19 protein-coding genes are annotated in these 22,818 nt (G+C 59.8%); 6 read left to right on the top strand and 13 right to left on the bottom strand.

The window, feature by feature from the left end; genetic code table 11:
• Window positions 1-106: 106 nt before the first annotated feature.
• Complete coding sequence (locus tag ABIE63_RS05250) at window positions 107-562, bottom strand: peptidoglycan-binding domain-containing protein (protein WP_354503401.1); 456 nt, start codon at window positions 560-562, stop codon at window positions 107-109.
• 224 nt (window positions 563-786) lie between these two features.
• Between ABIE63_RS05250 and ABIE63_RS05245 the strand changes: the two genes are divergently transcribed.
• The 4 genes from ABIE63_RS05245 to ABIE63_RS05230 all read left to right on the top strand — a co-directional run bounded on the left by ABIE63_RS05245 (window position 787) and on the right by ABIE63_RS05230 (window position 3,191).
• Entirely contained in the window at window positions 787-1,218 is a 432-nt protein-coding gene (locus tag ABIE63_RS05245; RefSeq protein WP_183414912.1) for a heme-binding protein, read from the top strand.
• A 120-nt stretch (window positions 1,219-1,338) separates the two neighbouring features.
• Window positions 1,339-1,830 carry a hypothetical protein gene (locus ABIE63_RS05240; RefSeq protein WP_354503399.1) on the top strand — a complete coding sequence of 164 codons (492 nt, stop codon included), beginning with the start codon at window positions 1,339-1,341 and terminating at the stop codon, window positions 1,828-1,830.
• A 29-nt stretch (window positions 1,831-1,859) separates the two neighbouring features.
• Window positions 1,860-2,291 carry a hypothetical protein gene (locus tag ABIE63_RS05235; protein ID WP_354503396.1) on the top strand — a complete coding sequence of 144 codons (432 nt, stop codon included), beginning with the start codon at window positions 1,860-1,862 and terminating at the stop codon, window positions 2,289-2,291.
• Between the two features lie 141 nt (window positions 2,292-2,432).
• Window positions 2,433-3,191: an SDR family oxidoreductase gene (locus ABIE63_RS05230; RefSeq protein WP_354503394.1), complete on the top strand. Its 759-nt coding sequence runs from the start codon at window positions 2,433-2,435 to the stop codon at window positions 3,189-3,191.
• Here the strand turns inward: ABIE63_RS05230 and ABIE63_RS05225 are convergent.
• The 11 genes from ABIE63_RS05225 to ABIE63_RS05175 all read right to left on the bottom strand — a co-directional run bounded on the left by ABIE63_RS05225 (window position 3,188) and on the right by ABIE63_RS05175 (window position 16,552).
• The gene (locus ABIE63_RS05225) at window positions 3,188-4,228 is read right to left on the bottom strand and encodes a hypothetical protein (RefSeq protein WP_354503391.1); all 1,041 of its coding nucleotides are present in this window, start codon (window positions 4,226-4,228) and stop codon (window positions 3,188-3,190) included. The two genes, ABIE63_RS05230 and ABIE63_RS05225, sit on opposite strands and share 4 nt — an antisense overlap.
• A gap of 190 nt (window positions 4,229-4,418) precedes the next feature.
• Window positions 4,419-5,147 carry a Bax inhibitor-1/YccA family protein gene (locus ABIE63_RS05220; RefSeq protein ID WP_183414907.1) on the bottom strand — a complete coding sequence of 243 codons (729 nt, stop codon included), beginning with the start codon at window positions 5,145-5,147 and terminating at the stop codon, window positions 4,419-4,421.
• Between the two features lie 163 nt (window positions 5,148-5,310).
• On the bottom strand, window positions 5,311-7,893 hold the full coding sequence (locus tag ABIE63_RS05215; RefSeq protein WP_354503390.1) for an FtsX-like permease family protein: 2,583 nt from the start codon (window positions 7,891-7,893) through the stop codon (window positions 5,311-5,313).
• Between the two features lie 5 nt (window positions 7,894-7,898).
• Complete coding sequence (locus ABIE63_RS05210) at window positions 7,899-8,600, bottom strand: ABC transporter ATP-binding protein (RefSeq protein ID WP_354503389.1); 702 nt, start codon at window positions 8,598-8,600, stop codon at window positions 7,899-7,901.
• 73 nt (window positions 8,601-8,673) lie between these two features.
• Window positions 8,674-9,417, bottom strand: a complete 744-nt coding sequence (gene phoB / locus ABIE63_RS05205) for a phosphate regulon transcriptional regulator PhoB (RefSeq protein WP_354503388.1) — start codon at window positions 9,415-9,417, stop codon at window positions 8,674-8,676.
• The gene (gene phoU, locus ABIE63_RS05200; RefSeq protein WP_183414904.1) at window positions 9,410-10,168 is read right to left on the bottom strand and encodes a phosphate signaling complex protein PhoU; all 759 of its coding nucleotides are present in this window, start codon (window positions 10,166-10,168) and stop codon (window positions 9,410-9,412) included. The genes phoB and phoU overlap by 8 nt, the downstream gene beginning before the upstream one ends.
• 48 nt (window positions 10,169-10,216) lie before the next feature.
• The gene (gene pstB, locus ABIE63_RS05195; protein WP_354503703.1) at window positions 10,217-10,963 is read right to left on the bottom strand and encodes a phosphate ABC transporter ATP-binding protein PstB; all 747 of its coding nucleotides are present in this window, start codon (window positions 10,961-10,963) and stop codon (window positions 10,217-10,219) included.
• 110 nt (window positions 10,964-11,073) lie between these two features.
• Window positions 11,074-12,366 carry a phosphate ABC transporter permease PstA gene (pstA, locus tag ABIE63_RS05190; RefSeq protein ID WP_183414902.1) on the bottom strand — a complete coding sequence of 431 codons (1,293 nt, stop codon included), beginning with the start codon at window positions 12,364-12,366 and terminating at the stop codon, window positions 11,074-11,076.
• Window positions 12,366-13,745: a phosphate ABC transporter permease subunit PstC gene (pstC, locus tag ABIE63_RS05185; RefSeq protein ID WP_354503385.1), complete on the bottom strand. Its 1,380-nt coding sequence runs from the start codon at window positions 13,743-13,745 to the stop codon at window positions 12,366-12,368. The genes pstA and pstC overlap by 1 nt, the downstream gene beginning before the upstream one ends.
• Before the next feature lie 117 nt (window positions 13,746-13,862).
• Window positions 13,863-14,894 carry a substrate-binding domain-containing protein gene (locus ABIE63_RS05180; RefSeq protein ID WP_354503383.1) on the bottom strand — a complete coding sequence of 344 codons (1,032 nt, stop codon included), beginning with the start codon at window positions 14,892-14,894 and terminating at the stop codon, window positions 13,863-13,865.
• Between the two features lie 194 nt (window positions 14,895-15,088).
• Entirely contained in the window at window positions 15,089-16,552 is a 1,464-nt protein-coding gene (locus ABIE63_RS05175) for an ATP-binding protein (RefSeq protein ID WP_354503382.1), read from the bottom strand.
• Between the two features lie 170 nt (window positions 16,553-16,722).
• On the opposite strand from ABIE63_RS05175, the gene ABIE63_RS05170 reads away from it, so the two are divergent.
• On the top strand, window positions 16,723-17,604 hold the full coding sequence (locus tag ABIE63_RS05170) for a hypothetical protein (RefSeq protein ID WP_354503381.1): 882 nt from the start codon (window positions 16,723-16,725) through the stop codon (window positions 17,602-17,604).
• Window positions 17,605-17,639: 35 nt separating this feature from the next.
• On the opposite strand, the gene ABIE63_RS05165 is transcribed toward ABIE63_RS05170, so the two are convergent.
• Window positions 17,640-19,928 (bottom strand): NADP-dependent malic enzyme, encoded by a 2,289-nt coding sequence (locus tag ABIE63_RS05165; RefSeq protein ID WP_183414897.1) that lies wholly within the window; start codon window positions 19,926-19,928, stop codon window positions 17,640-17,642.
• Between the two features lie 202 nt (window positions 19,929-20,130).
• Here ABIE63_RS05165 and mutS point away from each other — a divergent pair, with 202 nt between their 5' ends.
• On the top strand, window positions 20,131-22,764 hold the full coding sequence (mutS, locus tag ABIE63_RS05160) for a DNA mismatch repair protein MutS (RefSeq protein ID WP_354503702.1): 2,634 nt from the start codon (window positions 20,131-20,133) through the stop codon (window positions 22,762-22,764).
• Window positions 22,765-22,818 lie beyond the last annotated feature (54 nt).

The following is a 22,818-nucleotide window of genomic DNA, read 5'->3' as shown; positions in this document are numbered from 1 at the left end:
CTGTTGTCAAAAGGTCAGTCTAGCAGAAACATTCCCCCTTACGAGCCAGAGTCACGCCGCAGCGGTCAAGCCCCGCGCCCAACGGCGCCTTCACCCTCTTTGGGCCTCAACTTTGGCGGTTGATCTCATCCAGCAACGATTGGGAGGGTCGGCCATCCACCGGCAAGCCATTGTTGGCTTGGAAGGTGTTGATCGCCTGCCGGGTCCGCGGCCCCATAACGCCATCCGCCGGTCCCGCGTCGTAACCCAAGCGGTTCAATCCGATCTGCGTGTCGCGGACCATAGAGCTCTGCGCCCCGTCCCTCCAAATCGGCTTGCCGAGATTAACGTCGGATTCATCGGTAAGCGCCCCCGTGGCGCCCCCGACCACCGCGCCGATCGCGGCCCCCTCGAGCAAGCTGAGGCCGGTCACCGCGCCCACAGCGGTACCGGCAGCAGCGCCGATACCCGCGCCGCTAAGCGTGCGGTCTTCCGTTGAGCTACCGCAGGCGGCCAGAACGAGTGATGCGGAAACCGCCAGGGGTGCCGTTACTCTTGGCATGAATATGTTGCGCTTCGTCATCTCGGTTCTCCTTACGACAGGTCGTTGCCCGCATCTGATATTATATCTAATCCGGTTAATGATTTCTTCGAGCATTTTCCTTGGTGATTGGACGCAAAAAACAAGGGCCGCCCGGATGGACATATCTGCACCGGCCCGGCATTCTGCCTTGGCATCACTGGACGCCAGGTTGTTCTTGAGCGCCCGGCTTGCTTATCAGAACTCGACACCTGGAGATATTCACCATGCCATCGCTTACGCTTGATCAATGCCGTCAAATCATTGCTGTTGCCTTCGAGAAAGGCGCCGCGCTGAAATTGAAGCCGCTTTCCGTCGTTGTGCTGGATGCGGGTGGTCATTTGAAGGCCTTCGAGCGCCAGGACGGCGCAAGCAACCTTCGCTACCAGATCGCCAATGGAAAAGCTTACGGCGCGCTAGCGGTCGGCATGGGCTCGCGCGGACTTTTCAAGCGGGCCCAAGAGCAGGCTTACTTCGTGCAAGCGCTGAACGGCTTGGCGAACGGTGCGGTCGTTCCGGTTCCCGGCGGCGTTCTGATCAAGGATTCGGCCGGTGAGATTATCGGTGCGGTGGGCGTGACGGGCGATACGTCGGACAATGATGAAATTTGCGCTGTCGCCGCAATAGAATCGGTCGGGTTTACCGCAGATCCGGGCTGATAGCTCCACCAAGCACTGCGGCCGCCGGGGCGGTGGTTGGTCGGCCGGTTTAGAAGCAGCCGCCCTTCAGACTACCGCATCCAAGTAAATTGTCGTAAAAGACAGGAGATGAGAGGATCCATGGACGAATCCGTAACTCCCGCAGCCCCCGGCACCTACATGACCGCCGTTCATTTTCCGACGGCCTTCAAGCAGATTCGCGAAGAGATCTTGGCTGTTCAAGGTGACCTTTCAGAACCGCCGCACCCTGTGGATTTACGTGAATGGATCAAGGAGTCCTGGCGATCAATTGTTGGAATGGTGCCAGTGATCGCCTGGCGTATGGATGCCAAGACCGGGGTGCTCCCCTTGCTCGCAGGCCCCCACTCGAAAGAGCTGGATAGCTTCTACCTCTATAGCGCATCCGGCGAGAAACGGCGCAGCTACAGCCGCGGATTCATCGTCTTGCCAGACGGCAACTTCTGGAACGGCAGCTTGAAGGTCATGAAGGAGCCAGAAGTCGTTACCTTATGGTCGGAAGAGGTTCTGGCCGCTATCACCGCACAGATAGCAGCGGAGAAAAGGGCGCGGGGAGGGGAGCGTGCCGACGGCGGTGGGACCGTTGAAACCTAAGCCTACACGAACTGATCCGAGGAGTTCCCATGCATAAATCACTTATTGCCCTTGGTGCAATGATCATGGCGTTGACAGCCCTGCCGGCAGCGTCCCAGCCCGTTTATTTGGAAGGTGGCGTCTTGCGCGTAACCAGCGGCGATAGTCTGCAGGCCGCCGGGTTCGATATTCAACTCGCCGGGATCTACGCGCCCGAGCCAGGTGTGCTGTACGGCCATACGGCGCAAACAAAACTGGCGGCTGTCTTGGCCGGCAAGTCGGTCCGCTGCAGCCTGACGGGACAAACCGGCGCACAAGGGCGAGAGATAGCCCACTGCACGCTTGGGGATCAGGATCTTTCCGCCGTGGCGGTCAAAGCCGGCGCAGCGCTTGACTGCACAGCGCAGTCGGGAGGGGCCTACAAGGCGATGGAGCAACAGTCAATGCGTGACCGCGTCCCGTTGCCCGCGCACTGCCGCTAGGTTTCTGTTCGACGGAACCATGGGTCTCGGATCATCGACACTAACCCCTCCCCGTGATCATACAATGTTTGCAGCCTTGGCATTGGGTAGGTGTTCGGGACCTGGGTCGGTTCCATTCCATAGAAAGTAGGAAGATTTCGCATGCGTCTTGAAGGAAAAGTCGCCGTCATTACCGGTGCAGCCTCTGGATTTGGCGAGGGAATCGCCAAGCGTTTCGCCGAGGAAGGCGCCGCGGTCGTGGTTGCGGACCTGAACGCAACCCGCGGCGAGGCGGTCGCACAAAATCTCTCTCAATTGGGAGGGCGGGCGGCGTTCCAACGGGCTGATGTTACAAGTCGCGATGATGTCGAAACGATGATTCAGACGGCCCTGGATCGCTTCGGACGCTTGGATATTCTGGTGAACAACGCTGGATTCAGTCACAGAAATCAGCCCTTGATGGAGGTCACAGAGGCGGATTTCGACCGCACCTATGCGGTCAACGTGAAGGCGATCTACCTAGCAACACTGGCCGCTGTTCCGGCGTTCCGCTTGGGCGGCGGCGGCGTGATTATCAACACCACCTCCACCGCCGGGCTGCGCCCGCGACCGGGCCTAACCTGGTATAACGGATCCAAGGGCGCGGCGAACATTCTGACGAAATCCATGGCGGTTGAGCTTGCGCCGGAAAAGATCCGCGTCAACGCTATCTGCCCGGTGATCGGCGAAACCGGCCTTCTGGAAACGTTCATGGGATTGCCGGACACGCCCGAGAACCGCGCAAAGTTCACCGCCACGATACCATTGGGCCGTATGTCACGACCGCTCGATATCGCTAACGCCGCACTATACCTTGCCTCGGACGAGGCAGAGTTTTTGACCGGCGTCCTTCTGGAGGTCGATGGCGGACGTTGCGTCTAGATACAAGACGTTCCGATTTGATTGAGCGTCGCCAGATTGAGGCTGCCGATGCAGCGCGCCGTCGTCGAGGCCTGCGTCAGGACCGGCCCCGAAATCCCGCTGGCAAAGACCGCCACGAAATCATTGGTCCAAAGGTCCAGCGCGGCTGCGATGCCGAATAGCGACACGGAATGAACCAGAACCTGCGAACTGCCGCTCGACGAGAAGATCGCCGTCGCATTCGAATCACCCCGAATATCGATGGTTGAATCCCGCACGACAATGCCGCTGTTGCCGCCACTCAAGAAGATACCAACAGAATTACTACCGCTTGTTCCGATGAACACACTATCCAGCACGAGGTTCGCGACCCCCTGGTTTACTAGAACAGGGGTGCTGGAAGCACCGTCGCTTCTGAAAGCCAGGTCCGTCAATTGAACGTTTGGGCCGGCGACCGTGTTCACCAGCCCCAGGATCGTCGTGTTCGTTGAGCTTTCCCCGCGTATGGAGATATTGCCGGGAATTGAAATCCCACCGGAGCCGCAATCATAGACGCCCGGTTCGACCCAAAGAGCTTGAGGCGTTTGAGACGTAGCAAAACCGGACGCGGCGCTGAGCACACTCTGTAGCTGCGTGCAGTTTTGCGCTTGGGTGCCAACCGGACTAACGATCCAAGTGGACTTCAGCAAGGCCGACGCCACTGCTCCAGGCGCAAACTTGGCAGCCGTAACGGCACCGTTTGCGATAACCGAGGCGTTGATCGAACCCGGAATCAGTTTGTTTGCGCCGACTGAGCCGTTGGCGATGGTCGAGGCATTTATCGATCCTGGAACCAGCTTGTTGGGACCGATGGAGTTGTTGGCCACGGTCGCGGCGTTGATTGATCCTGGAATCAGCTTGCCGGGACCAATGGTGCCATTAGCGATATCGCTCCCATGAACGCAACCGCCACACACGACATCCGACGCCTGTGCGTAAACAGCGTTCGGCGCGAGAGCCGCCGCAATCAAGAGCACGCCAACCCCCAAAATGCCCAAAGTCGGAAAGCTCTTTCCCATAACACCCCCTCGTCCGGGTGGCTGAGCCTTTGCCGGACTATGGGCTGTAAGGGTAAAGACTAAAAAGTCGTTTAAGTGTCTTTTAATGTCCTTTTGTGTCTCTAGCGCCGCTTCGGCTTGGTCAGCAAAAAGGCCCGACGGAATCCGCCGGGCCTTTCCTTTTACCGTCAGCAGATTTTGCCGCCGGTTGTTACTCGCCGCGCATCATGCCCAGGATATTGAGAATCCAGATGAAGAGCGTGATGAAGCTGCCATAGAGCATGAACGCGCCGAAGATGGCTTTCTTCATCGTCACGTCATGGCCATCTGCCTGCAGGTACATGTTCTTGATCATCTGTGTCTCATAGGCCGTAAGGGCAGAGAACACCAGCACGACCACGACCGAGAGGAACAACTCGAAGCCTACGGACTGCACGAAGAAGATGTTCACCAAAAGGGCGATCAGGATACCGATGGTCGCCATTGAGAGAAAGGCCCCCATCGGCGCCAAGTTCTTCTTCGTTGTGTAGCCAACGAGGCTCAACCCGGCAAAGGCCGCCGCGGTGATGAAGAAGGCGCGAACCAACAGCATCGGGTCCACCTGCGCATAGGCGAAGAAGGTGGGTCCCAGCAGCAAACCCCAGAGGCCGGCATAGGCCCAGAAGCAGACCTGTGCCGCGCCAACCGACTTGCTCATCATGATTCGGGGCGCAAACCAGCCCAGGCCAATGACACCGATAAACAGAATCCAGATGCCGCCGCTTGCCAGCGCCATTACAAACTGCGGGTTCATGGCGACGATCATGGCAATGGCGCCGGTAAAGGCCACGCCAAGCGACATATAGTTGTAGACCCGCAGCATGTAGCTGCGCAGCCCGGCATCAATCCCCGCGGCTTGGGCTCTGCCGCGTGAAATGGTTTGAGAATTCGGACCGAGCATCTAATTCTTCCTCCTGCTGCATACCACCTGCTTAACCGCAGATGCCGTTAACCCTTCGGTGACATCACCGATTGAGCCTAAATATTGGTCAAAGCCGTCGTCTGTTCAATAGATTCTCGCACTCCTGTTGCGTAATTTCCATAATATCCCGCGGCATTTCCAGTTATTCGTTGCGCAATAGCGGTGCCGGTTTGATCGAAAGGGCCCGCCAAGTGCCGACGAAACCGATCCCCAAGGTCAAAGCCGCAGCCAATAGTGCCGTCGGGAAGACGGCCATCGGCAGAAAGATAAAATCCGCTTTCATGACCTGCGTCACCACGACATATCCGGCCAAGGAACCAATGGCCGCAGCAATGGCTGCCGTAATCAGCCCCAACAACCCGTACTGCAACAAAAAACTGGTCGCTACACGCCGGCGGGTCGCACCCAACACCTTCAGAACAACGGAATCATAAACGCGGCGCCGGTGACCCGCCGCGAAAGCCCCCGCGAGTACCAGCACGCCCGAAAGGAGCGTCAAGCCCGCCGTCGCTCGTATGGCCACGGCGACCTTGCCGAAGAACTCCGCCGCCTGCGCCAGCGCTTCCTTGACCCGGATAGCCGATACATTAGGGAAGCGGTTGACGACCAGCCTTTCCAAGTAGTCTTCCTGGTCCGGGTCCAAAGTAACCGTCGCGATCTGACTCTGTGGTGCGCTCTCGAGCAGGCCCGGCGAGAACACCATGACGAAATCGATCTGCAGATCCTGCCAGTCGATCTCCCTGCTGTTGGCGATCTCTACCTCGACATTACGCCCCAGGATATTGACCGTAAGGGTGTCACCAAGCACGAGGCCCAACGCCTCCACGACATCGTGGTCCAGTGAAACCAGGGGTGGGCCGTTGTAGTCAGGAGTCCACCACTCACCCAGGACCAACGGGGAATCCGGCGGCATTTCCCGTGACCAGGTCAGTCCGCGATCGCCTTGGAAAACCCAGGCGACATCCGACGGCAGGTCCAACTGGTCCGGTGGCACCCTGTTTACTGCGGTAATGCGGCCTCTCAACATCGGGACACGCTGCATACGCTCCACTCCCGGCACGCTGCGCACGGTTTCCTCGAAGGCCATCGCCTGTTCGGGCTGTATATCGATAAAGTAGAAGCCCGGCGCCTCCTCTGGAATGCGCTCCGTCACTTGACGAGAAAGGTTGCCTTCGATCAATGCGATGGCAACCAGCACCGTCAGGCCCAACCCTAAGGACACGACCACGCTGGCCGTCGAAGCGCCCGGGCGGTGCAGACTGGCAACCGCAAGCCGCAGTTCAACCGTACGAAAGCGTGGCAAAGCGCGCGCCGCGGCCATGACACCCGCAGCCGCGAGACGGAACACCAAAAGGCTACCGACCGATCCGGCAACAAACCCCGCCGCGAACAGGCGGTCCGTTGAGGTGATGATTGCAAGACCGGCAAGTGCTGCCGCGGCCATCAGCGTAACGATCACAACCCATGGGGCCGGCAGACGGCGCTCGCTGCTGCCCTGCTCCCTGAAAAGCCCGGCTGCCCGTTCGGCTTGAGCGCGCCCAAGGGGCCAAAGAGAGAAGGACAGGGTCACCAACAGCCCAAACAGGGCGGCAAGCAGTAAGGGCTGCGGATAAAGGCCGCCCAAGCTTGAAAGGTTAAGCCGGTCGGCCAAGAGAGGACCGACCGCCAAAGGTACGGCTGCGCCGATGGCAAGCCCTATGGCTATGCCAAGTCCGGCGATGGCAAGAATTTGCAGAAGGTATGTCAAAAAGATCTGACGGGCCGAGGCGCCGAGCGCCTTCAAGGTGGCAATCACCTTGCGCTTCTCACCCAGGTAGCTGCGCACGGCGTTGGCGACTCCGACGCCCCCAACCAGCAATGCCGTCAGCCCAACCAGAGTCATAAAAAGGGTGACACGTTCGACGAAACGCTCCATCCCAGGCGCACCACCCGCTACGTCGACGATCCGCCACCCTGCCTCGGGAAAACGCTCCTTGGTCGCATCTATCCATTGCTCCGGCGTCAATCCGTCGCGCGGCTCAAGACGATAGTGGTGGTAGGCGAGGCTCCCCGGCTGCAGCAACCCGCTCCCTTCGAGGCTGGCCAACCCCACAAGCACCCGCGGCCCCAGGGTAAAGGCGCGCGCCGCACGGTCAGGCTCGCGTTTGACCGTACCGCGAACCTCATAGTCGACGTTACCGATTCGCAAGGCATCGCCGGCCTCTATTTCCAGCGCCACCAACAAAGCGGTGTCGACGAGCGCACCCCAGCGGCCGTCTCGATAGGCCAGAAGGTCCGGCAGGTCTGATTGCGGGTCGCTTTTGAACGCGCCATACAGCGGGTAGGCCTCATCAACCGCTTTCAACTCGACTAACCGCTGTCGTCCCTGCGTCGTGCCATCCGGTTGCAGACCGCTGCGCGCCATGGTGCGCAGGTCGGCTGTGCGCGAGAGGCGCTTGCTGCTGTCACGGAACCAGGACTCCTCTGCCGCGCTGGCCTCACGATGGATCAATCGAACCTCAACGTCGCCGCCGAGCAGTGCGCGCCCGTCCGTACGAAGCGATGAAAGCATCGCCTCGGACAACGACCCGACCCCTGCGATCGTCGCTACTCCCAGCGCCAGGCAGGCTATAAAAATCCGGAATCCCTTCAGGCCGCCTCGTAATTCTCGGCGTGCCAGTCTGAAAGGCTGGGCTAGGCTTCCTAGAAGCGACAAGGTTTGCTCGTTCTTTGTGATGCTGGACAAGAAATTTACTGAGCCGCCGCCGACAGACGGCTGTCCGCTTCGATGCGACCGTCCAGGATTCGTACTTGGCGATCACAGCGCTCGGCGAGGGCAGGATCGTGCGTAATCAACAAAAGAGTCGTACCTTGCTTGCGTTGCAAAGTGAAAAGCAGCTCTATCACCTGACGCCCCGTCTCGCCGTCCAGATTGCCTGTTGGCTCGTCGGCCAACAGCAGTCGCGGGCCTGAGGCAAACGCGCGCGCCAGAGCTACACGCTGCTGCTCACCCCCGGAAAGCTGCCAGGGGAAATGTGTGAGGCGCTGACCGAGCCCAACTTGCTCCAATACCTCGGCTGCACGCGCAAAAGGGTCAGGTGCTGCCGCGAACTCGAGGGGCACCGCGACATTCTCCAGGGCGTTCATCGTTGGAATCAGGTGAAAATCCTGGAAAACGATGCCGATACGATCACGGCGAAAGCGCGCGAGCGCGTCCTCATTGAGATTCGTCAAATCGGTTCCATCGATTTGAACTCGGCCCGCGGTTGCCCGCTCCAGCCCGGCGATCAACATCATCATGGAGGACTTGCCGGACCCGGACGGCCCCACGATGCTCACCGTTTCGCCGGCCTCGATTTCGAGGTCGAGCCCGCGCAGTATCTCCACCGGGCCGGAGGCCGCCGACAGGGTCAAACGAACGCCTTCCAACTGAATTACCTTTGATTCTTCCATAACGGATCTCACGGCGTTCGCTCCCAAATAAAGACCCTAACGATTTGGGCGCGAGGTCCGCTAAATCAAGCGGCTATTTCATGGCTATCGCGTCACCGTCTGTCATGGGCTTGTCGAGAGCATAGCCCGCCGCCCTGACCGTGCGGATCAAATCGGCCTCGTCGCCCTCGTTCAACGCCTTGCGCAAACGCCTGATGTGCACATCCACCGTACGCGGCTCAACGTAGACATCGTGTCCCCAAACGGCATCGAGAAGCTGCTCCCGGCTAAATACGCGCCCCGGGTGCTGCAACAGATGGCGCAAGAGCCGATACTCGGTCGGGCCGAGATGAACGTTGCGGCTTCCACGTCGGACCCTATGCGCAACGAGATCCATGATCATGTCTTCGAACTCAAGAGTATCCGCCGCCAAGGCCGGCTGCGCCCGACGCATGACCGCCCGCAATCGGGCGACCAGCTCCGCAGGGGAGAACGGTTTGGTAATATAATCGTCCGCGCCGCTGTTGAGCCCGCGAACCTTGTCGCCCTCTTCGCCACGCGCCGTCAGCATCACCACGGGCACATCTTTGGTCTCCGGCCTGCGACGGAGTTGGCGGCACACTTCGATGCCCGATGTCAGGGGCAACATCCAGTCGAGCAGAATGATATCCGGCGTTTCCTCCTTGACCATAACCAAGGCTTCTTCACCGTCACGGGCCGCAGCCGTTCGGTACCCCTCGCGTTCCAGGTTGTAGCGCAGCAATGTCACCAAGGCGTCTTCGTCCTCAACGATGAGCACCAGCGGTTTGACGGCCTGCGAAGCGTTACGTTCAAGCATCGTGGTTCCCACCCTCCGCCTCCTGGCTGTCTTGCGTGAATACAGTGTAGCTCGTGGTATCGCCTTTGGGGCGCCCTTCGGTCAGATGCTTGCCTGTCACCAGAAAAGTCACGACCTCCGCGATGTTAGTCGCATGGTCGCCGATGCGTTCGATATTCTTGGCTATGAACAGCAGGTGTGTACAGGTCGTGATTGAGCGTGGATCTTCCATCATGTAGGTGAGAAGTTCGCGGAACAGGCTGGTGTACATCTCGTCCACTTCCTCGTCCCGTCGCCACACTTCCGCAGCGCGCTCGACATCGCGTTCCACATAGGCATCGAACACATCCTTGATGGAGGTTTCGACAAGCTGCGCCATACGCGGGATCGCGTACAGCGGTTTGATCGGCGGCAGTTGGTTGAGCGCCAGTGTGCGTTTGGCGATATTCCGGATGTAATCGCCGATCCGTTCCGCGTCGGAGGAAATTTTCAGGGCGGAGATTACATCGCGAAGGTCGATGGCCATTGGCTGGCGAAGCGCCAGCAGCCGGACCACCATTTCGTCGACCTGGTGCTCCAGTCTGTCCAGTTCGGCGTCGTTTGCGACCACTTTCCCGGCCAGGTCGGAGTCGCGCCTCACCAACGCTTGGATTGATAGCGAAAGCTGACTTTCGGCTATCCCGCCCATCCGCACGATCGACTGCGTCAGCAGATCCAACTGCTCGTCGAAAGACCTGACGATATGATCCTTGTGCTCGTTGCCCGTTCCCATGTTCTTCTCCCGCCTCTGCTGGTTCGGCCCTACCAAGTCTATCTTTGATTAGCCAAACCGGCCCGTGATGTATCCTTGAGTGCGTTTGTCCTTCGGAACGGTAAACACGGCGTCGGTGTCACCTTCCTCGACTAACTCGCCCAGATGGAAAAACGCCGTGCGCTGCGACACGCGCGCGGCCTGTTGCATCGAATGTGTGACTATGACGATTGTAAAGTTGCGGCGCAGGTCGTCGATCAACTCCTCGATCCGCGCAGTCGCTATGGGATCAAGAGCGGAACAGGGTTCGTCCATCAGGATCACCTCGGGGCTAACCGCTATGGCCCGGGCGATACACAGGCGTTGCTGCTGGCCGCCGGAAAGACCCGTGCCCGGCCCATCAAGCCGATCCTTCACTTCCTCCCAAAGCCCGGCCTTACGCAGACTCGATTCGACAATCTCCTCGACGTCGGACCGGTTGCGTCCGATCCCATGTATGCGGGGTCCATAGGCGATATTGTCGAAGATCGACTTCGGGAAAGGGTTCGGTTTCTGAAATACCATGCCGACGCGGGCGCGCAGCTGTACCACATCCAACCTGGGATCGTAGATATCTTCGTTGTCCAGATGCAGTTCGCCCGTCACGCGACACCCGTCGATAACATCGTTCATACGGTTCAAGCAGCGAAGATAGGTGGACTTGCCACAGCCGGACGGCCCGATCAGGGCAGTCACCTGGTTGGCGTTTATGTCGAGATTGACGCCGCGCAGCGCATGCTTCTCGCCGTAGTGAACATTCACGTCCCGCGTCACCATCTTCGGATTCGCGGGGTTGGCAAGCGGTGCTTCACCAACGCCTTTGGAAGCCGGTAATTCTTCCTGCGCGATCTCGGCGACCTGCTCCGGCTGGGCCATCTGTTGCTCTCCTACCATTTTCGTTCCAGACGCTGACGTAGAAACACCGCCACGCCATTCATTACGATGAGAAATCCGATCAACACCAAGATCGCCGCAGAGGTTCGTGAAACGAAGCCTCGCTCTGGGCTGTCCGCCCAGATGAACACTTGCGTTGGCAGCGCGGTCGCAGGTTCGGTGATGCCGCCCGGTGCCGAGGTGATGAAGGCATTCATGCCGATCAACAACAGGGGCGCCGTCTCACCCAAAGCTTGCGCAAGACCGATGATAGTGCCGGTCAGAATGCCCGGGATGGCAAGCGGCAATACGTGGTGCATGACAACCTGGTGGCGCGAGGCACCCACACCCAACGCCGCCTCCCGGATCGAGGGAGGCACCGCCTTGAGCGCCGCCCTGGTCACGATGATCATCGTCGGCAAGGTCATCAACGAAAGAACCATGCCACCAACCAGCGGCGACGAGCGCGGCAAACCGAAGAAATTCAAGAACACCGCAAGACCGAGCAACCCGAAGACAACGGACGGCACCGCGGCCAGGTTGTTGATGTTCACCTCAATCAAGTCCGTCGCCCGGTTTCTAGGCGCAAACTCCTCCAGATAGACGGCGGCGGCCACGCCAACCGGAAAGGATATGAGAAAACAAACCATGAGCGCGTAAAAGGAGCCCACCAAGGCGCCCGCCAGCCCCGCCAGTTCCGGGAAGCGACTGTCCGCATTGAAGAACAGCGCCCAGTTGAAGGGCTTGGATATGGCGCCGGAAGCGGCCATCTCGTCATACCAGGCAATCTGCTTGTCGGAGACGCGGCGCTGGCTCTCCGGCGTATCGCGGTCGATCAGACCCTTGTGGAGCTGATCCATCGGATCGGCAAAGGGGTAGGTGACCGTTATCGTCTGGCCGATCAATCGCGGATTCTCCACGACCGTATCGCGAAGCATGTACTGAGCGCCCCGACTCAGCATGTCGTGAAAGTCCCGACCATCACGACGCGAGAGTTCTTGAGAAACCAACCCCTCGAAGCCGCGACGAACAATGCCCCGGAAATCGCCTGACCCCGGGTCTTCGGCCTCGACCTTTGCCGGGTCGACAAACACCTGGAAGGTGACGTGGCTTTGAGTAAAGGCGGGCGAGCCATTCATCATCAGAGATACCAGCAGAACGCCCAGAAGCAAAATCGCCGTGCCAATGGCCGCGATTCCATAGAACTGCAAGCGTCGATCCGCCGCGTGACGGCGACGGCGACGGGCTTCCTGGGCCTTGCCAAACCAATCGAACTTCGCTGTTTGGGGTGATTGCATCGAGGCCATCAGTCGTACTTTTCCCTGTATTTCTGGACGATCTTCAACGCCAACACATTCAAGAACAGCGTGATGACGAAAAGCAGCAATCCGAGCGCAAAAGCGGCCAGCGTCTTCGGGTTGTCAAATTCGGTATCGCCAATCAGCAATGTGACGATCTGCACCGTCACCGTCGTTACGGAATCAGCAGGGTTAACCGTCAAAGTGGCGATCAGGCCCGCCGCCATCACCACGATCATGGTTTCGCCAATGGCGCGTGAAACCGCGAGCAGAACACCGCCGACGATGCCCGGTAGGGCTGCCGGCAACAGCACGTTGCGGATCGTCTCAGCTTTCGTGGCGCCCATCGCGTAGGAGCCCTCGCGGAGCGATCGCGGCACTGCGGCTAACGCGTCATCGGACAACGAAGAAATGAATGGCAAAATCATGATGCCCATCACCGATCCGGCCGCCAGGGCGCTGTTCGGCGCGACATCAAGCCCGAGGGAGTTTCCAGCCTCGCGTAAGGCCGGCGCCACCACCAGAACGGCGAAGAAGCCGTAAACCACCGTCGGTATGCCCGCCAGAATTTCCATGATCGGTTTCACGATTGCGCGGAGCCGGCTGTTGGCGTACTCCGCCAGATAGATAGCCGCAAAAAGCCCGATCGGCGTTGCCACCAGCATTGCAATCGCGGCAATCAACAAGGTGCCCATGAAAACCGGGATGGCGCCAAAAGCGCCCGATCCGGCAACCTGATCGGCGCGGATGGGAATCTGCGGTTCCCAATTGAGGCCGAACAGGAACTCGCTCACCGGCACGCGTTCAAAGAATCGGAAAGCCTCGAACAGCAAAGACGACACGATGCCCAAGGTTACAAGTATGGCCAACACTGAGCAGGTGACCATCAGTCCGGATAGTATTCTCTCCACGGCCTGACGCGCGCGGAAATGAAGGGCGATGCGTCTGTAGCTGACGAACAAGATGGCGGCAGCAAGGCCGAGAGAGGCCGCCAGCATCGACCAGGAGGCAACGGCTTTCCACGCGTTCAGCCGGGCTGCCGCTTCCACCACAAAGGGGTCCGGCTCGCCAAACACCAGACCACGCGAAACCGAGCGTATCTCGGCCAGCAGGAGGTTTTCCTCGCCCTGCAGCAAGCCTTGCAGTTGCTCCGGCGGAAGTGAGGCGAGCAGGGCGGCGTCCAGGATAACAGGCTCGAGCGCCGCCCAGACAAGAACGAACAACAGGCAGGGTACGCCAATCCAAAGCGCTACGAAGCTACCGTGGTAAGAAGGCAGGGAATGGGTGGCGGCGTTGGCTTGGGCCGCCAGACGGACAATGCGGTACCGTCCAAGGATGAAGCTGGCCAGAGAGATCGCAATCAGCAAGATGAAGGTGGTCGACAGCATCTTGAACGGGTCGCTTCCTTATGCCTGTTCGAAAGCTTGAGCAGGCTGGTTCGGGGGTCGTTTGCAAAAGACGCTCACGGCCGCCTTTTAGGGGCGACCGTGAGTTTCCCAGGTTGATTAGTTGGTGTAACGGGTCATGCCCATTGCGCCAATGACTTGCTCCTGCACCGCCTGACGCTTCTCGTCGGAAAGGGCGACCAAGCCACGCTCGTTCAAGTAACCGTCGGAGGCCATCGCTGCGTCGCTCATATACTCGGCAACGAACTCCTCAAGGCCGGGGATCACGCCGCGGTGCGCGTTCTTGATGTACACGAACAGCGGGCGGGAAACGCCGTAGGATCCATCGGCAATGGTGTCAAACGTCGGCGAAACACCCTCGACCTTGATGCCCTGCAACCGGTCCTCGTTCTCGTAGAGGAACGAATAACCGAAGATACCGTACGCATTCGGATCGGCTTCGAGGCGCTGAACGATCAGGTTATCGTTCTCGCCGGCTTCGATGAAAGGTCCGTCCTGGCGCATACGCTGGCAGACGGCTTTCTTTTCGTCCTTGGGCAGCGCATCAATGGCTGCAAAGGTCTCACAACCTTCTTCCATAACCAGTTCGACGAAAGCATCGCGGGTACCCGACGTCGGGGGCGGGCCGAAGACCTGAATCTTCGTGTCGGGGAGGCTAGCGTCGATTTCGCTCCACCTTTGGTACGGGTTGTCCACAATCTGGCCGTCGATCTCGACCTTCGCGGACAGCGCCTGGAAGAGCTGAGCCTTGGTAACGTCGATCTCTGCGCCTTCTCTGGAAACGGCGATGGACAGACCATCGAAACCGATCAGGGCCTCGGAGACGCTGGTGACGCCGTTCTTGTTGCAAAGCTCCCATTCGGATTGCTTCATGGCGCGCGACGCGCCGGTGATATCCGGGTGCGCTTCGCCGACGCCCTGGCAGAAGATCTTCATGCCGCCACCGGTACCGGTGGACTCGACCACGGGGGCCTGCATTCCGGTCTTGTTGGCGAACTCTTCAGCGACGGCCTGAGTGTAGGGGAATACGGTGGAGGAGCCGACAATCTGGATGCGATCACGGGCCTCGGCGGCCTGCGCAACCAGAACGGCTGCTACGGCTGCTGCCGAAAAGATTACAGTCTTTTTCATAATGCGTTTGCTCCGCATGTCTGTGGGAAGTGCTTTCCACGAGGTTCTCATTCAACCGCTCTCGACCCATCGAGAACGTGAGCGGACCCTACCCACTGCCTGCAAAGTATTTACGACACTTCTGTTACACTTGTGTGACAAGACCTGAGAAAAGCGACTTTCCCGGCGCTTTTCCGCAGAGAAGTATCATCGAGTCATTCCGCCGCCTGACTTCCTCGATTGGAACCGGCAAGCGGCAGGTAAACCGTAAAGCTGCTTCCCTTCCCCAACTCGCTCTCGATCTCCAACAAACCGCGGTGGCGATTGACTAAGTGCTTGACGATCGCCAGCCCTAGCCCGGTGCCGCCCAGTTCGCGAGAGCGGGCCGGGTCTACGCGGTAGAAACGCTCCGTCAAGCGCGGCAGATGTTCTCGCGGAATGCCCTCACCTTGATCGATTACCGATATCGCTAGGCTCGGTTGATCGAGACGACGACCGCGACGCGTTGTGCCGTCGCCTACGGGCCATGCTTCAATACGCACATGGCTGCCCTTGCGCCCATACTTGAGGGCGTTCTCTATCAGATTCTGGAAGATCTGCGTCAGTGCTTCGGTATCCCCGACAACCGCAGGCAACTGTGAGTAGGTGCAATCGACGGTTATCTGTCGCTCCCCGGCTCGTATCTGCAAACCATTGACGATGCCGTCGAGCACGGCGCCAACCTCGATAGCCGCCGTCGGCTGGGTATGCTCTTCCATTTCGATCCGCGACAAGCTCATAAGGTCGGAAACCAAGCGCGACATCCGTACCGCCTGATCATGCATGATCCCCAAAAATCGGTCCCGTGCTTCCGCATCATCGGCCGCCGGGCCTCGCAGCGTCTCCAGAAAGCCGATCAGACTGGACAATGGCGTACGAAGTTCGTGGCTCGCATTGGCAACAAAATCGGCTCGCATGCGCTCGGCTCGCTTGATGCCGGTGACATCATGAAGAGTCAATAAAACGACCGATCCCTCCAGGTTTGCTTCATTCAAGCGGACCACGCGCGCGATCATATGACGATCAATCTTGCCGGTGATCGGAAAGGTAACAACCTGCTCCTCGCCACCTGCCAACACCCGATCCACTGCATTGGTCAGTGTCGGATTCCGCAGCAGGCTGGAAATATCTCTGTTTAGAAGACGCTCGCCAAAGATCGCCTGGGCCGCCGGATTCATGCGAACGACACGACGCTCCTCATCCAGCAGGATAAGCGGATCAGGCAGGCTCGACAGGATGGCCTGATTTCCGTTCAGCGCTGCCTGCAGCTCAGCGCGGCGCTTTTGCCGCTCCACGCTGGCGGCGACAATTACGTCCGCCAGGCCCGTCGCCAAGAGCTTCCCGCCGCGATCCGAAGGCGGCGGCGGCAGTTGGCCGGGCGAGCCGCGTTCAGGCAATCCCATTGCACCGAGTGCTTCCACATAGTCTTGCAATTCCGCAATATGGCTGAAGTGACGGTAAAGAAGCGCCGCTACGCCTCCGGTAGCTAACAAAGCGGTCGCCGCCGCATAGCTAGGCGCCAACGAACCCGCGACGACAAGGGCGGCAGAGGCCAGGACAAACGGCGCCGAGAAGACTGCACTCGTACCCAGCCAGTGCCTCAACAGCCTTTGCCGTCGCTGTTTTTGCGTCGGAGTCATGCCTCCGCCCTCTATCCAAAGCAAACCCGTCCCGCCCGCAGCGGATTTGGGACGATTGATAGCAGAAGAATATCACAATTCAATGAAAGCCCGCTCGGCCTTCTGCCCGGACGGACTTTGTGGGATGATACCTAGAGAAACGCCTCAATGAACGAGAAAGGAGCAACGCCATGCCCGCATTCCTTCTGGCCGTTGCCTTAGTCCTGTTGACTGCTGTAAGTACCCCGGCCCGCGCCGCCAACGACGAGGCGCAGATCGACAGCATGATTGAGGACTTGCAAGGTCTGGTCGATAAAGCCGAAAGAGAGAAGTTGGCCGACCCGTGGTTTATCGAAGATCTGCGCGGGCTGATCTCCCGCTACAGCGAAACCTGGCCCGTTGTGCTCCTGGATCATTCCTTCGACAGTCGCGAGGCCGCGCCGAAGGCACCCTGGCAGATTCGCCAAGGCAAGATGCAGATGGACTGGTCGCGCGGCCTGAGGTCCCGTGTTGAGTTGAGCAAGCCGACCCAATCGGACAACGAGGTTGTGGGGCAAATCATCGGCGGGCTCTTGAACCAAGCGCTGACCGGCCAGCAGGCCGCCCCCGCGGACGATCCCACGGTCCCCGCCATCGCCTCCGCGACCCTTGCCGTCTCCAATGCCTTCCATCTGGAGACAGTGATGACCGCGCGGCCGCTGGAGCGCGGCTCGGAGGGCGGACTTGAAATCGGTGTCTTCCAGAAAGACGGAAATGCAGGCTATCGCCTGACCATCGCCCCAACGGCCGACGGCCAAGGCGGCACCCTGGAAATGTTCGTTATCTCGTCGCGTGGAACCTCTCGCCTTGTGGAAACAGCGAGTTTCACCGGCGGATTCCTGGATGATCAGCCGCTCAAGGTAGCCCTCTCCAGAGACCCGGCAGGCCGTATGCGCGCCGCCCTCGACGATGTGGAATTGATTTCCGTTGAAGACCGCAGCTTCCGCGATCCTTTTTCAGGTATCCTGATCGTCAACAAGGGGGGCGACTATGCCCTCAAAACCATGCTCGTAAAGGGCACCGCACCGAATTAATCACCACGCTCTGTCGAACGGCCGGTTGCCGGGGGTCAAACCCCGGGCAACCGGCTATCAGCCTGCAACGCATCGTGCGCCACGAGCGCTGCAGCCGTGACCAGATCATGGACGGTTGAACCCATCGGCACGATCTGAACTGGCTTGCTCATGCCAATCAGCAACGGCCCGATTACCGAACCGCCGCCCAGACGCGACAACAGCTTGGCGGAAATGTTCGCCGAGTGCAGGGCCGGCATAATGAGAATGTTGGCCGGGCCGGACAGACGACAGAAAGGATAAAGATCGCGCATTAACTGATAGTCCAGCGCGACATCCGCCTGCATCTCGCCGTCGTACTCAAAGTCAACTCGCTTGGCGTCCAGTAAGGCCACCGTGTCTCGGATGCGCTTGGCTTTCTCGCGCATCGGCTGGCCGAAGTTGGAGAAGGACAAGAACGCAACGCGGGGTTCATGACCGAGCAAGCGGGCCTGGTGAGCGCTTTGAATTGCGATGTCGGCAAGCTCTTGCGGTTCGGGCAGCTCATGCACCGAGGTGTCCCCGATGAAGACCGTGCGTCCACGCTGCACGACAATGGACAGTCCAAACACAATGTTGCCGGGCTTCGGATCCAAGGCCTTCTGCACATCCTGAAAGGAGATACCGAAGGACCGCGTGAGCCCGGTGACCAACGCATCGACCTCGCCGTTGGCCAGCATGCAAGCGCCAAACACGTTGCGATCCTGGTTCACCATCCGCTGACAATCACGATAGAGCAGCCCTTCGCGCTGATGCCGTCCATAGAGGTAATCGGTATAACGCTCATTGTTTTCAGACAAACGGGCGTTGTGAATCTCCAGGTGCTCGGCCGAAACGCCGATGCTCTTCATCGTCTCCCGAATGCGATGTTCGCGGCCAATCAACACCGGATGCCCATAGCCGGCTTGCTGAAAGGCGATGGCGGCGCGAATGACGCGCTCTTCCTCTCCTTCCGCAAAACAGACCCGCTGCGGATAGTCGCGGACCTGGTCAAATATCTTCTGTAGAGCCGCAGCCGTGGGATCGAGACGCGCGGTAAGTTGGCGCTCGTAGTCGCGCATATGCTTGGGCGGCTTGCCGGCGACGCCCGTCTTGATGGCGGCCTGTGCGACTGCGCGCGGAATGGCCACGATCAGACGCGGATCGAAGGGTGTAGGGATAATGTAATCGCGCCCGTACCGCAGACGGCGGCCGGAATAGGCGGCATCTACCTCGTCAGGCACATCCTCGCGTGCGAGCGCCGCCAAGGCTTCCGCCGCGGCGATCTTCATCTCCATGTTGATGGTCCGCGCCCGAACATCGAGCGCCCCCCGGAAAATATAGGGAAAGCCCAGCACGTTGTTGATCTGGTTCGGATAGTCAGATCGGCCCGTGGCAATAATCGCATCCTCGCGAACCGCCAGGATTTCCTCCGGCAGAATTTCGGGATCCGGGTTAGCCATCGGGAAAATGATAGGCTGATCCGCCATCGATCGGATCATATCCTGCGTCACGGCCCCTTTCGCCGACACGCCAAAGAAAACGTCCGCGCCCTCCAGCGCCTCGGCCAGGCTCCGCCGATCAGATTCCGCCGAATGAGCAGATTTCCATTGGTTCATGCCTTCCTGGCGGCCGTGATAAATAACGCCGCGCGTATCGCAAAGCAGGACGTTGTTCGCCGGAATGCCCATGGCCTTGACGATCTCCGCGCAGGCGATTCCCGCCGATCCGGCGCCGTTGATGACCATCTTGGTTGTCTTGATATCGCGATCGGTCAGGTGCAAGGCGTTGATGAGCCCAGCCGCGGCAATGATTGCCGTTCCATGCTGATCGTCATGGAAGACAGGTATATCAAGCAACTCCTTCAGGCGCTCTTCAATGATGAAACACTCCGGCGCTTTGATGTCCTCAAGATTGATGCCGCCAAAGGATGGGCCCAGGAACCGGACGCAATTGATCAGCTCGTCCACATCACGCGTATCGACGCAAAGATCGATGGCGTCGATATCGGCAAAGCGCTTGAAAAGAACCGCCTTTCCCTCCATTACCGGCTTGGAGGCCAGCGCGCCTAGATCGCCTAAACCCAACACGGCCGTACCGTTGGACACCACCGCTACAAGGTTTCCCTTGGCGGTGAGGTCATAGGCGCTCCCGGGATCTTCCTGGATCTTCAAGCAGGGCGCGGCGACACCGGGTGAATAAGCAAGCGACAGTTCCCGCTGTGTTGTCAGGGGCTTAGACGCCGTGATCTCGAGCTTTCCCGGGCGGCCTTGCGCATGAAACCGGATAGCATCCTCGTAAAGCGTCTTACTTTTTTCTTCTGACATGCCTGTCGTTTCCTCGTTGGTCTTCGATGGATTAGGGGCGCTATCCTAGGACCCGAAGCCGTACTCGCCAAGCCACGTTGTTGACCCATAGGACGGGGGGCTGCCATGTGCTAGGGTCTCGCCTCGCGACCTCAAGACGACAGAGACATACCCCGTGCCAGATAGCGCAAAGAGCAAGCAAAGTACCGCAAGCGCCTCCGCGATGACGCCGATGATGGCGCAGTATCTCAGCATAAAGGAATCTCATCAGGACTGTCTCCTGTTCTACCGAATGGGCGATTTCTATGAGCTTTTCTTCGATGATGCCGTCGCGGCGGCCGAAGCACTCGACATCACGCTGACCAAGCGGGGCCAGCACCTGGGCGAGGAGATTCCCATGTGCGGCGTACCGGTCCATTCTCATGAAAGTTACCTATCGCGTCTGATTCGGCAGGGATTCCGCGTTGCTGTATGCGAGCAGATGGAAGACCCGGCAGAAGCCAAGAAGCGCGGCAGCAAGTCCGTCGTAGCCCGCGACGTGGTCCGAATCATCACGCCGGGTACAATCACGGAGGATGCGCTTTTAGAAGCCCGCGCCAATCACTATCTGGCGGCACTCACGCAGGTCGGCGGCGAGCTGGCTTTCGCCTGGCTTGATATCTCGACTGGCGCGTTCGAAGTCGAGGCCTTGGCCGCCGGCGATCTGGGTTCGTCGCTGGCGCGGGTGGCGCCGCGGGAAGTTTTGCTGCCCGACCGTCTGCTTGAACAGCCGGAGCTTTCGGAAAAGCTGGCCGATTGGCGTGATATCCTCGTGCCACTTCCCTCGCCTCGCTTCGACAGCGCCAATGCCGAAGCGCGACTCAAAAAACTCTATGACGTCGGATCGCTGGACGCTTTCGGTAGTTTTCGGCGCGCCGAAGTCGCCGCTTGCGGCGCTTTGGTCGACTATCTAACCCTGACTCAGAAGGGGCGTCTGCCGCGCCTGATGCCGCCACGACCGTTCCTCAAGGGCAGCCGTATGGTGATCGATATGGCGACGCGGCGGAACCTTGAGTTGACGGAAACGCTGGGCGGCGGCCGAAAAGGCTCGTTGCTGGCGACGATAGACCGGACCGCAACAGGCGCCGGCGCCCGACTTCTTGCTGGCCGGCTGGCGGCCCCTTTAGCCGAAAGCGCGGCCATCGAAAGCCGCCTGGACGCTGTCGATTTTTTGACAACCGAGGAAAGCTTGCGGGCAGATCTTCGGGAGGCGCTCAAGGCTTGCCCCGATCTGGAGCGCGCCCTATCGCGCATATCCCTGCAACGCGGAGGGCCACGGGACTTGGCAGGTGTCAGGGATGCGCTCAACCAGGGTCAGGCCATACGCGCACTGCTCGCGGACAGCCGTCTGAGGTCCGCGCCCGCGATTATCGTCGCGGCGACCCGTAAGCTGGGCGGCCAGGACGAATTGGTTGATCGTCTGGAGCGCGCCCTGGCGCCCGACCTGCCCTTGCTGGCCCGAGACGGCGGTTTCATTGCGGCGCTCTACGCCCCTCAGCTCGACGAACTCCGCGGATTGCGTGATGAAAGTCGGCGGCTGATCGCCGGATTGCAAAGCGGCTACGCCGAGAAAACCGGCATCGCGAGCCTAAAGATTCGCCACAACAATGTGCTGGGTTATTACATCGAGGTGTCGGCAGCGCAGGCAGAAAAAATGCCGAGCGATCCCGAGTCCGGCTTCATTCACCGCCAGACCCTGGCCAGCGCAGTGCGCTACACGACCGTTGAGTTGAACGAACTGGAGCAAAAGATCGCAAGCGCCGGGGACAAAGCCCTGGCCTTGGAGCTGGAGCTTTTTGAAGAGTTGGCCGAACAGGTGCGTGCACGGCTCGATCCCCTGGCGCAGACCGCGGCCGCCCTCGCCGAGCTGGATGTCACGGCCGGCCTGGCGGAGATCGCGATACAGGAGAGCTGGTGTCGGCCGCAAATCGAAGAGTCGCGCGTGTTCGACGTCAAGGGCGGCCGCCATCCGGTGGTAGAGGCCGCGCTTCGCAGCAGCCAAGGCGGGCGCTTCGTAGCCAATGACTGCGATCTTGGCGAAGCCGGTCGCCTCTGGTTGGTGACCGGCCCCAACATGGCGGGAAAATCCACGTTCCTGCGCCAGAACGCCCTGATCGCCCTGATGGCTCAGACCGGCTCCTTTGTTCCCGCGGATTCCTGCACACTCGGCTTGGTTGACAGGCTGTTTAGCCGCGTAGGCGCGGCGGATGATCTGGCGCGCGGACGCTCGACCTTCATGGTGGAGATGGTCGAGACCGCCGCCATCCTCAATCAGGCCAGTGAGCGTTCGCTGGTCATCCTGGACGAAATCGGTCGCGGCACCGCGACATTCGACGGCCTTTCCATCGCCTGGGCGGCGGTAGAGCATCTGCACGAAGTCAACCGCTGCCGGACGCTCTTTGCCACCCACTATCACGAGCTGACCACGCTAACCGCGCGGCTCAGCGCCTTGTCTTGCCATTCCATGCGCGTGAAAGAGTGGGAGGGCGATGTCGTTTTCCTGCACGAGGTCACGGCCGGCACCGCTGATCGGTCCTATGGAATCCACGTCGGCAAGTTGGCGGGCTTGCCGCCCGCCGTCATCGCCCGCGCGGAGGAGGTCCTGAAGATGCTCGAACAAGGTGAGCAGGCCGGGAACCTGGCCCGACTAGCCGACGACCTGCCGCTCTTCGCCGCCAAGGCGGCGCCTCGCCCGGCGGTATCGGAGTCCGGCCCATCAGATTTGGAAGCCCGGCTTGCCACCTGCGATCCGGATGCCCTGACGCCGCGCGAGGCTCTGGAACTGCTTTACGAGTTGCGCAGCCTTTTGAAAGACTAGGACTTTGAGTGTTATTCTGGCAGGTCCGCTGCTCACTCCAGGGGTTGCGGTAAG

It is taken from the genome of Limibacillus sp. MBR-115, assembly GCF_040549425.1.
GTDB lineage: Bacteria > Pseudomonadota > Alphaproteobacteria > Kiloniellales > CECT-8803 > Limibacillus > Limibacillus halophilus.
The sequence above is the reverse complement of the archived record's forward strand: the minus strand, read 5'-3'. Positions and strand labels throughout refer to the sequence as shown.

Excerpts from the sequence above, each read along its gene's own strand:
- ABIE63_RS05170 (WP_354503381.1), top strand. The coding sequence starts at position 16,723 with ATGCCCGCATTCCTTCTGGCCGTTGCCTTAGTCCTGTTGACTGCTGTA.
- ABIE63_RS05235 (WP_354503396.1), top strand. The coding sequence starts at position 1,860 with ATGCATAAATCACTTATTGCCCTTGGTGCAATGATCATGGCGTTGACA.
- ABIE63_RS05230 (WP_354503394.1), top strand. The coding sequence starts at position 2,433 with ATGCGTCTTGAAGGAAAAGTCGCCGTCATTACCGGTGCAGCCTCTGGA.
- pstC (WP_354503385.1), bottom strand. The coding sequence starts at position 13,745 with ATGCTGTCGACCACCTTCATCTTGCTGATTGCGATCTCTCTGGCCAGC.
- pstB (WP_354503703.1), bottom strand. The coding sequence starts at position 10,963 with ATGGTGACGCGGGACGTGAATGTTCACTACGGCGAGAAGCATGCGCTG.
- mutS (WP_354503702.1), top strand. The coding sequence starts at position 20,131 with ATGACGCCGATGATGGCGCAGTATCTCAGCATAAAGGAATCTCATCAG.
- ABIE63_RS05250 (WP_354503401.1), bottom strand. The coding sequence starts at position 562 with ATGACGAAGCGCAACATATTCATGCCAAGAGTAACGGCACCCCTGGCG.
- pstA (WP_183414902.1), bottom strand. The coding sequence starts at position 12,366 with ATGGCCTCGATGCAATCACCCCAAACAGCGAAGTTCGATTGGTTTGGC.
- ABIE63_RS05225 (WP_354503391.1), bottom strand. The coding sequence starts at position 4,228 with ATGGGAAAGAGCTTTCCGACTTTGGGCATTTTGGGGGTTGGCGTGCTC.
- ABIE63_RS05165 (WP_183414897.1), bottom strand. The coding sequence starts at position 19,928 with ATGTCAGAAGAAAAAAGTAAGACGCTTTACGAGGATGCTATCCGGTTT.
- phoB (WP_354503388.1), bottom strand. The coding sequence starts at position 9,417 with ATGCTTGAACGTAACGCTTCGCAGGCCGTCAAACCGCTGGTGCTCATC.
- ABIE63_RS05175 (WP_354503382.1), bottom strand. The coding sequence starts at position 16,552 with ATGACTCCGACGCAAAAACAGCGACGGCAAAGGCTGTTGAGGCACTGG.
- phoU (WP_183414904.1), bottom strand. The coding sequence starts at position 10,168 with ATGGGAACGGGCAACGAGCACAAGGATCATATCGTCAGGTCTTTCGAC.
- ABIE63_RS05220 (WP_183414907.1), bottom strand. The coding sequence starts at position 5,147 with ATGCTCGGTCCGAATTCTCAAACCATTTCACGCGGCAGAGCCCAAGCC.
- ABIE63_RS05210 (WP_354503389.1), bottom strand. The coding sequence starts at position 8,600 with ATGGAAGAATCAAAGGTAATTCAGTTGGAAGGCGTTCGTTTGACCCTG.
- ABIE63_RS05240 (WP_354503399.1), top strand. The coding sequence starts at position 1,339 with ATGGACGAATCCGTAACTCCCGCAGCCCCCGGCACCTACATGACCGCC.
- ABIE63_RS05245 (WP_183414912.1), top strand. The coding sequence starts at position 787 with ATGCCATCGCTTACGCTTGATCAATGCCGTCAAATCATTGCTGTTGCC.
- ABIE63_RS05180 (WP_354503383.1), bottom strand. The coding sequence starts at position 14,894 with ATGAAAAAGACTGTAATCTTTTCGGCAGCAGCCGTAGCAGCCGTTCTG.